This window comes from Mycobacterium zoologicum (assembly GCF_020181635.2).
Taxonomy (GTDB): domain Bacteria; phylum Actinomycetota; class Actinomycetes; order Mycobacteriales; family Mycobacteriaceae; genus Mycobacterium; species Mycobacterium zoologicum.
The window spans coordinates 127,670-136,744 of sequence record NZ_JAYJJS010000010.1 but is presented as its reverse complement, the minus strand read 5'-3'; the positions used below and the strand labels follow the sequence as shown (position 1 = coordinate 136,744).

9 protein-coding genes and 1 pseudogene are annotated in these 9,075 nt (G+C 67.2%); 4 read left to right on the top strand and 6 right to left on the bottom strand.

Going from position 1 to position 9,075, the window contains the following annotated elements; translation table 11 throughout:
* Positions 1-296 (top strand): annotated as a pseudogene (locus K6T84_RS10890) (hypothetical protein); the annotation flags it as partial.
* A 71-nt stretch (positions 297-367) separates the two neighbouring features.
* Here the strand turns inward: K6T84_RS10890 and K6T84_RS10885 are convergent.
* The 4 genes from K6T84_RS10885 to K6T84_RS10870 form a co-directional block, all read right to left on the bottom strand.
* Positions 368-760 carry a type II toxin-antitoxin system VapC family toxin gene (locus K6T84_RS10885; protein ID WP_225401026.1) on the bottom strand — a complete coding sequence of 131 codons (393 nt, stop codon included), beginning with the start codon at positions 758-760 and terminating at the stop codon, positions 368-370.
* Complete coding sequence (locus K6T84_RS10880) at positions 757-1,014, bottom strand: antitoxin (protein WP_224863822.1); 258 nt, start codon at positions 1,012-1,014, stop codon at positions 757-759. The genes K6T84_RS10885 and K6T84_RS10880 overlap by 4 nt, the downstream gene beginning before the upstream one ends.
* Positions 1,015-1,127: 113 nt before the next feature.
* Complete coding sequence (locus tag K6T84_RS10875) at positions 1,128-1,250, bottom strand: hypothetical protein (RefSeq protein WP_255612425.1); 123 nt, start codon at positions 1,248-1,250, stop codon at positions 1,128-1,130.
* 213 nt (positions 1,251-1,463) lie between these two features.
* Positions 1,464-1,724 (bottom strand): hypothetical protein, encoded by a 261-nt coding sequence (locus K6T84_RS10870; RefSeq protein ID WP_224863823.1) that lies wholly within the window; start codon positions 1,722-1,724, stop codon positions 1,464-1,466.
* 173 nt (positions 1,725-1,897) lie between these two features.
* On the opposite strand from K6T84_RS10870, the gene K6T84_RS10865 reads away from it, so the two are divergent.
* The 3 genes from K6T84_RS10865 (at position 1,898) to K6T84_RS10855 (ending at position 4,789) form a co-directional block, all read left to right on the top strand.
* A complete protein-coding gene (locus K6T84_RS10865; RefSeq protein ID WP_224863824.1) occupies positions 1,898-3,133 on the top strand; it encodes a hypothetical protein in 1,236 nt (411 codons plus the stop codon).
* Positions 3,134-3,248: 115 nt separating this feature from the next.
* Positions 3,249-3,824, top strand: a complete 576-nt coding sequence (locus tag K6T84_RS10860) for a VOC family protein (protein WP_224863825.1) — start codon at positions 3,249-3,251, stop codon at positions 3,822-3,824.
* A 38-nt stretch (positions 3,825-3,862) separates the two neighbouring features.
* Positions 3,863-4,789 (top strand): alpha/beta fold hydrolase, encoded by a 927-nt coding sequence (locus K6T84_RS10855; RefSeq protein ID WP_225401025.1) that lies wholly within the window; start codon positions 3,863-3,865, stop codon positions 4,787-4,789.
* 30 nt (positions 4,790-4,819) lie between these two features.
* On the opposite strand, the gene K6T84_RS10850 is transcribed toward K6T84_RS10855, so the two are convergent.
* Both K6T84_RS10850 and K6T84_RS10845 read right to left on the bottom strand, forming a co-directional pair.
* Positions 4,820-6,958, bottom strand: coding sequence for a DNA gyrase subunit A (locus K6T84_RS10850; protein WP_225401024.1), 2,139 nt, complete (start codon positions 6,956-6,958; stop codon positions 4,820-4,822).
* A 9-nt stretch (positions 6,959-6,967) separates the two neighbouring features.
* On the bottom strand, positions 6,968-9,004 hold the full coding sequence (locus K6T84_RS10845) for a toprim domain-containing protein (RefSeq protein ID WP_225401023.1): 2,037 nt from the start codon (positions 9,002-9,004) through the stop codon (positions 6,968-6,970).
* Positions 9,005-9,075 lie beyond the last annotated feature (71 nt).

The following is a 9,075-nucleotide window of genomic DNA, read 5'->3' as shown; positions in this document are numbered from 1 at the left end:
GGAACACTGGCTCACCAAGCAGCGGAACGCCGGCTCCCACCGACCGTAATATCCAGAGTTGCGGCTATCGGCTCTCACCGATCGAACAGGTTATGGCCGACCACATCAGCGTCGAGCAATTGATGCTCACCCCCGACGACACGGCGAGACTCGACCGCATCCGGCTACTGCGAGATCAGCAGCATCAGCTGCGGATGAACCGCTACTACCGAAATGCGCTCAGCGAGGAGCAGTATCAGGCCGTGATCGGTTCCATCCACGCCGAACTCAGTGCTCTAGGTGAGGACCCCGGCCCCACATTGGACACCAAGGCGGGCCGCCGACGAAGCCGTCGATTGGTGACCTGGGGGCCGCGGGTAGCACTTGCTCAGTGGATTCGCTGGAGGCCGGGCAACCGGTCGAAGCCTCGGTCGAACGTCAGAATGCGGTCGATCCCGTTGGCCTGCATCGTCGCGGCGTGAACGGCATCGCGAGCTCCCGCGCCCTCACGGACCAATTGGCGCGCCCGGTCCAGCACCGACCGATCGACGGCGCACAGCTCGTCGGCCAGCTCGTCGAGGAGGGTGAACCCCGCGTCGACCAGATCCGGCCGCGCCAGCCGGGTGTAGCGGTGTAGCACCTCCTGGTACACCTCAGTGTTCGTGGCGAAGCGTTCATCAGCGATGGTCAGCTCATCGAGGAGCACCCGGACTCGGGACTTGTTGGGGTGCTCGGCCCCCAACAGATACATCGGCACGTTCGCGTCGATAAAGATGGTCATTCGGGCAATTCCGTGGGGTAGCGCAGATCGTTGTCGGCAAGAAGCTCATCGATGTCGCCGGTGGGCCCATCGAATCGGGCCGCTGCCCGTATCGCCGCGAGCTTGCGGGCCAGCCGAAGATCCGAGCTCTCCTCGGGGGCGGCGCGCAGTTTGCGGCGCACCCATGCCGACACCGACTCCCCTCGCCGGGCCGCCTGCACGACGAGCGCCTCATATTCGGCGTCGTCGACGATCACCTGGAGTCGCCTACTCATGTGATGAGTATACTTTGAGTACTCAAGACACGCCATGGGGCATCGGGCCGCCTTGTCGACCGCGGCGAACTGAGATCAGCCCGCAGAAGCTTCCGCTGTCTCGCCACCGGCCGCTACGGCAACTTCTGCAGCCCGGCGCCGGTGAGCAGGTATTCGGCGGCCATCCTGGACGGGTCGGTGCGGATCAGCTCCACCAGGGCGGTCCCGGCGATTTCGGGGGTCAGCAGTTCGCCCAACTGATGATCAGCACCACTGTGCTGCCGGTGCTGGTCACCGAATATCGAGGTCGGCCTGGACGGGAGTCTTCGCTGCGCAGGTGACCGTCGAACGGTACGGGTTCAGACACTGACTGCTGTCGCACGCACGTGGTCGTGGTGCGCATTGTGATCGCCGGCAACCTCGTCGCAACGGACCCGGAGGGCCTCGTCCGAATGCCTGGTGGGGGCGGCTCAGTCCGTCAGGTGCGTGTCGAAGCAGCGCTCGGGGGCGGTGGTCGGGAACGTTCCGGGAGGGCCGGGCAGGTAGGCCGCCGGCCAACACTGCCAGCCCGGTGAGTGTGGTTGGGCGACACCGATGCGGATGCGTTGGACGAACTCGCCGGCCTCGGCGGCGTTGAGCCGGACCTGCGCGTTGATCTGGTCGACGACCTGCTCAGCGGGCAGGCCGTCGGCGAGTATCACGTCGAGGATCTTCCAGTGGTGACTTCTCATCGCGAAGCTCCTTCTCTCACAGAGCGCCACGCCTGCAGGAGCTCGATCCTGCCACCGACCGCCCAACGGTTGTGGCAATAGTAAACGCGATTGTCGGAGGGTCCCAGGGCCGCCTGACCCATCTTCGATTTCATAGTTGACTCTATAACATAATCACCTCTATTTTTAAGACCATGACCGAGACCCACAGCCGATACGCCTCGCTGTCCCGCCACGAGCTGGCGATTCTGATACCCGAACTGCTGCTCATCGGCCACATGATCGACCGCTCCGGGATGGCCTACTGCATTCAGCACTTCGGCCGGGAGGAGATGCTGCAGATCGCCATCGAGGAATGGTCCGGTGCCAGCCCTGCCTACACCCAGCGGATGCAGCGCGCTCTGGGCTTCGAAGGTGATGATGTGCCAACGATTTTCAAGGGAATGCAGTTCGACATCGGGTCGCCGCCACAGTTCATGGACTTCCGCTACACCGTCTATGACCGCTGGCACGGCGAGTTCGAAACCGCCAGCTGCGGCGCACTGCTCGACGTGGAGCCGATGGGCGAGGAGTACGTCTTCGGCATGTGTCACACCATTGAAGACCCGACGTTCGACGCCACCGCGGTCGCCACCAACGTCCATGCGCAGTGCCGCCCGGTGCACCGCCCACCCCGCGTTCCGTCCGAGCGGGTCCCGCACTGTTGCTGGACGGTCCGCATCGATCCCTCCTACCCGGCGGTCGAGCCCATCCCCGCGCTGCGTCTGGTGCGCGAAACACGTGCTGCCAAATGGGAACTCGACGCGATTGATTCCGCTGAGGAGGGCGCGGCCGACTATTCGGGGCCGCTGTTGTCCGACATCGACTTCGGCGCGTTCTCGCACTCGGCGCTGGTGCGGTTGGCTGACGAGGTGTGCCTGCAGATGCACCTGCTGTACCTGTCTTTCGCGATCGCGGTGCGTGCCCGAGCCGGATCGGATACCGGCCTGGCGACGTCGGTGTGTACCAGTCAGCTGACGGGTCTGGCCGGTCTGGCGGCCGCCCGATTGCATCGCGCGTTCTCGTTGCCGCCCGGCGTCGACGGGGCGCTACAGGTGCTTCGGCTGCATCCGCTATTCAATCCGCTCGGCTATGTCGATGCCGAGCTGACCGACAGCGGCCTGGTTGTGCACCGGTCGCCCGCGCATGACGATGGCTCGTGGATCTCGCTGTGTTCACCGGAGTCCACCCGGCCGCTGGAGGCGATCGCCACCGCAGTGGATCGTCGCCTGCGGGTGAATGTCACTGGTACCAGCACAGATTGGACGCTGGAACTGGCGAAGGCCGACACCGCGGCGGCCGACCTGCCCGAGGTGTCGGTGATCAACTTCAGCGGCGGCTCGACATTCCAATTCCGGACCAGGAGATCGCTCCCGCTCACCGTGGTGTGAGCCGACGGCGATCTTGTTGACTCACCGCCATGCCACCCATCCGCCAAAGCTGGACGGCCGTCCATATCATCGAGGGGCTTCGGCCTGAGCCGATGACGACGTAGGGTCGGTGGCCATGGCAATTCTGACGTGGCTTGGAGTGCCGGGCGACGAGCAAGCGTGGACCGCACTGGGATTCACGGTCAACGAAGGATCGGTCCAAATCGGTCGGGTGTGCTGCGAGCTCACCCGCGATCGTTCTTGGGGTTTCGATGAAATCTACGGCGAGGTAACACCTCTCGAGGTGCCGACTGCGATGCTGCCAGCGATGACCGGACCCGCGCACCACCCATGTGGCGTGACACACGTCGACCATGTCGTATACGCGGTCCGCGACTTGGATACGGCAACCACCGCTCTGACCGCGGCGTTGGGCACTGCGCCACGACGACGCTTTCATCCGCGCGGCCCGAAAGGTCCCGAAATGGCGTTCTACCGCGCCGGTGAGGCATTTATCGAAGTGGTGGCCACCGCAACGGCGCCTTCGCTGATCGGGTTGGCTTTGTGGACGGCTGATCTGGATGCCACCGTCACCGCGATCCGTGCGGCAGGTGGTCCGATCGGTGATCCAAAGCCTGCCGTCCAAGGCGGTCGCATCGCGACCGTAGGGCACGGCCACCTCGACTGGGGTCTTGCCATTATGGGACGGTAGTTGGTCTCAGGGTCGCGTCACCCCGGTAACCTCGATGAGTGCATGCTTCAACTGCCGGCGATGCTCCCAGGCCGATCGTTCTCGATGTGGAGGGCTCCGGCGTCCAGCCGCCGGTAGCCCCGCGGGTGCGCCGGTTGTTCTGGCTGCTGGAGCGAGTCGCGCCCGCAATCGGGTCGCGGTGGGCTCTTGAATTGTGGTGCACTCCACCGGTAATCGAGTCCAGCTTGCGTATGCCCCCCGGCGTGAAGCCCGGCGAGCCGCTGGAAGCGTATTGGAACGGGCACCGGATCGTCGGCGAGGCCTGGGGCGAGGGGCCGCTGGTCTATCTGGTGCACGGCTGGGGTGGACGCCGCCCACACCTGGGGATGTTCATCAAGCCGCTCGTCGAATCCGGCCACCGGGTTATCGCCTTCGACCTGCCCAGCCACAACGAGTCCGAGCCGGGTGCACTGGCCCCCGGTCGCACCACCGCCATCGAGTGCGCGGAGGCGGTTGCCGCCATGATCCGCACGCACGGGCCGGCCCGCGCGGTCGTCGCGCACTCGCTGGGGTCCAATGCGACCGCGTTCGCGGTGTCGTGGGGCGCGACGGTCGAGCGGTTGGTGTTCCTCGCGCCGATGGGTGAGTTCCCGATCTACCTGGATCTCTTTGCCGCGCGCCACAACTTCGGCCGACGGATACGCGCCGGCCTGCATCGACGCCTCGAACGCCGGATCGGCATGCCCCTGGAGGACACCAACATGGTCCGGATCGCCGAGCACACCGACTATCCGCCGCTGCTGCTCATCCACGACCCCGATGACCCCGACACCCCCTATGCGACGAGCGAGAAGGTCGTCGCGTCGTGGCCGGGCGCCCGCTTGATGACGACGTCGGGACTCGGCCGGCTGGCACACTTCCGAATCTTGCGGCACCGCGTCGCGATTCGCGCCGGCGTCGACTTCATCGGGCCCGCGCCGGCCTGAAACAGCCCGCGGTCGGTAGGTCTCGGGCCGCTATCCCGCCGGTGTCACGTCCACACCGGCGCCCTTGATCGACGCCTTGGCCCGGTTCTCGGCCCGCACCCGCTTGCTGCCCCGCACGTACCCGGCCGCCGAGATCGACGCCGCGAGCAGGGCGGCCTCGCCCTTGACGAACGGGTGGAATCCGACGCCCGAACCGCCGCGGCCCTTCACCGGGATGTCGGCGACTTCGGTGACCTTCCAACTCTTTTCGGCGAGCGACAGGATGGCTTCGCCGTTCTCGCACGAAACAGGAAGTGCCGCGATCACCTCGTCGTCGTCGGCCGCCAGTTTCACCCCGGCGACGCCGTTGCCGGCAGCGCCCTGCGGATTCACCGCGGCCGGGTCGATCCGCAGGATCTTGCCGCGGCGGGTCACCAGCGCCAGGTGGTGGCCCTCGGCCAGCACCCCGGAGCGCAGCAGGCCGGTGATGTCCGGTGCCACCGGAATGTCGCGGATCTTGTAGGGCAGCCCGCCACCGGTGGTGAACTTGATCCGGCCGTCGGTCCACACCGCCCACCCCAGGCCCGAGCTGAGCAGTTCGCCGTGGCTGTCGGAGAACACGCCCCGGTCATCGAGCCGCCAGGAGGCGTTGACCTTGCGCTCGCGGGGCGCGTTCTCGTCGGCGCCCGCGGTCACCGGAGTCGCCTCGGCGTCCAGCACGGTACGACGGTCGAACTCGGTGCCCTTGAACAGTTTCGCGGTCTCCACCAGTTCCTTGTCGATCACCGCCCGCCGCGCATCGGGGTTGGAAACCAGTTCGGTCAGCTCGGCGAACTCGGCGTCCAGCTTCTCCGCCTCCGCCTGAAGTTCGATCACGTCCAGCTTGGTCAACCTGCGGAGCTGAAGTCCCAGAACGTAGTTGGCCTGCTCCTCGTCGATCTTGAACCGCTCCTGCAGGCCCCGGCGGGCGTCGTCGACGGTGTCCGAACCGCGGATGACCGCCACTGCGGCGTCGATATCGAGGTGGATGGTCATCAGGCCGGCCACCAGATGCCGACGGGCGGTGACCTTTTCCAGCCGGTACTCGCTGCGGTGCAGCACCACCGAATCGCGCAGCTGCAGGAAGGCGGCGATCAGTTCGCGCACCGACCACCAGCGCGGTACCCGGTTCTCGTCGAGGGCGACCAGGCTGGCGGCGAATGTCGACTCCAGCGGGGTCAGGGCCAGCAGTTGGTCGCGGATCTGCTCGGCACTGTGGCCGCGTTTGGCGGTGACGACGATCCGCAGTCCGTTGCGCCGGTCGGTCAGATCCGACATGTCGGCGACCCCGGCCAGCTCACCGGATTCGACCAGCGCCCGGATCCGGTCCTGCACAGTCGAACTGGCGACACCGGGCGGCAGTTCGGTGACAATGACGTTCTTCCCGTCGACGGACACGGTGCCGCGCACCGTGAACGCGCCCCGGCCGGTGGTGATGTACTCACGCAGCCCGGTAGTGCCGACCACCGTCGACCCGCAGCCCCAGTCGGGACCGGGAATGAGTTTCACCAACCGGTCGTCGGTCATGTTCGGCCGGGCCAGCAGCGCCCGACAGGCGGCCATGATCTCGCGGGGATTGTGCGCGGGCACCTTGGTGGCCCACCCCTCGGCGATACCGACGGCGCCGTTGCACAGCAGCACCGGCCACTGGGCCGGCAGCATCGTCGGCTCGGTCCACTCACCGTCGAAGGTCGCCACCATCGGCACCGCATGGTCGTCGAGTTCGGCGGTCAGTGCCGCACCCGGTGCCGACAACCGCATCTCGGTGTAGCGGTCCGCGGCGGGGATGTCCCCCTGAATGCGGGGGAATGCTCCTTGGCCGTCAATGACTTTCACCCGTTGGAACTCCGCGGCCATCAGTGCCGCCGCCCCGTACATCGACGCGCCGCCGTGCGGGTGCAGGTTCCCGGTGACCGCCGAGCAGACCTTCGAGGACTTCTGGGGTTTGTTGCCGGGCAGCAGCTTCGAGTCGTGCATCTGGTAGAGCAGGCGCCGCTGTCCGGGCTTGAGTCCGTCGAAGGCGGACGGGATCGCGCGATCGCTGACGCTGTAGAGCGCGAAGGTCAGCTGGAAGTGGTTCCAGTAGTCATCGGCGCTCTGGTCGAGGACCAGGTCGGGATTCTGTTCGGGAACGTCCAGGGTGGCGGTCACGTTCGTCTCCTAGTCCAGGTCCAGCGCAGCGGTGTCGACGCGGGCGGCGACGTCGGCCATCCACGCGCGCCGGCCCTCGGGCGGCCCGCCGAACAAGATGTGGTGCAGGTTGTGCTCGTCGTCATCGAGATGCACTCGAATCACGGTGCGCCGCTGCGGATCCAGCACGGTGTTCCAGAAGTCGTCGGCGTCCATTTCGCCGAGGCCCTTGTTGCGCTGCACCTCCACTTTGCGTTTGGAGGTCGCGCGCATCTCGGCCACCGCGGTGTCACGCTCGGACTCGTCCTGACAGTAGACCCGCTGGACGCCGTCCTTGACCACGAACAGCGGCGGCAACGTCACGTACACCATGCCGGCTTCCACGAGCGGGCGGTAGAAGTCCAGGAACATCGAGATCAGGCTGGAGTTGATGTTGCCGCCGTCGGGGTCGGCGTCGGAGGCGAACAGGATCCGGTCATAGCGGCACTGCTCGGGGTCGCAATGATCGCGCACTCCGCAGCCCAGGATGCGCTCGATCGAATCGAACTCGTCTTTGGCCCGCGCCTTGCTCACCGCGAAGCCGTAGACGTTGGGCGGCTTGCCCTTCAACGGGAACGCCGCCTGGAATGTCGCGTCACGCGCCGCCTTGATGGTGCCCAGCGCGGAATCGCCCTCACACAGGAACAACTCGGCACCCGACCCGCGGCCCGACTCCCGGCTGGGCAACAACTTGGGCGGCAGGGACAGATTCGTGCCCAGACCCTTGGCCTTCGACGCCGCCCGGGATCGGGCCTTGGCGCCCTCGGCGCTGCGCCGGGCCCGGGCGGATTCCAGCGCCAGTTTCGTCCAGAGCGACACCGCCTCGGTGTTGCCGGGGTTGGCCGCCCAGATGGTGACGCTGCGGGCCACATCCGGAACCATCGCCAGGTTCAGCGACCGTGACGACACCGCGGTCTTAGCCTGGGAGTCCCACCCCACATCGGGTGCCCGGGTGTCCACGGCCAGCGCGGTGACCGCGGCGAAATCCTGCGGCTCCGGGCCCGCCTCGCCCTTGGCCAGACCCAGATCACGGATCCGGGACGCCCGATCGGCCAGGGCCTCGGAGAACCCCCGTACCGCGGCCGTCAGATGGGAGCCGCCGCCCGGGGTGCGCACCGTGTTGCAGAAGGCGGCCACGGTGGCCGGTTCGGCCGGGCCGGCGGTCAGCGACCAGCGGAACGGGGTCGGGCCGCGCCCGGTGGTGTACTCACCGCGGCCCTCGACGACGGCGCGCACCTCGGGTGCGGGAGTGCCGGCCGCGGTGCACATCAGGTCCAGCAGGGCATCGGTGCCCCAGGGTCCGTTGAACGGCTCGGTCAGCGCCGGCGGCACGCCGTCCTCGCCGGGCCAGCCGTCGTCGACGACGATCAGGTGCACCCCGGGTGACATTCGCGCCGCGGCGTGCGCCCGTAACAGCACCTCAGCGATGTCCACGCCTGCATCCGGCACCACCGAGGAGTCGAACAGAATGCGCACCGTGGTGCCGTGCGCATCGGGCTTGCGGTTTCCCGCGCCGCGCAGCGTCTGGGTGTCGGCGCGGGTGAAGGGTGCGTCCGGGTCGAAGTCTTTGCCGTCGAACACCCCGGGGTAGCCGCGGCCGAAACTCTGCAGATACGTCTTTCCGGCCCGGCGCACCGTCACGTCGGTCCGCGCGGAGATGAACACCGCCGCGGCGGCGCCGATCCCGTTGAGGCCCGCACCGGTGCTGGTGGCGTCGGCGTGCTCGGAGAACTTGCCGCCGGCCCGCGCGGTGCCCAGCGTCTTGACGATGCCGTTCTTGCCGGTGACCGGGTCGGAGTCGACGGGCAGGCCGCGACCGTCGTCGGCGACGCTGACCGAACCGTCGGCGTGCAGGGTGATGGTGACGGTGGACCCGCCGTGGTCGGGATCGGCCACCTCCTCGACCGCGTTGTCCACCAGCTCACGCAACGCGGTGTTGAGCACGTCCAGGCCCAGGTTCACCGCCGGCCGCAGCCGGGTGTGCTGAACGTCGTCGAGTTCGGTGATGTCTGCGGCGGTGTAGCTCACTGCTGTCCTTTCCTGCCGCAGGAATGGTAGGCGTCCGATCCGACACTTCGGTGCATCCGACGCGGTGATTG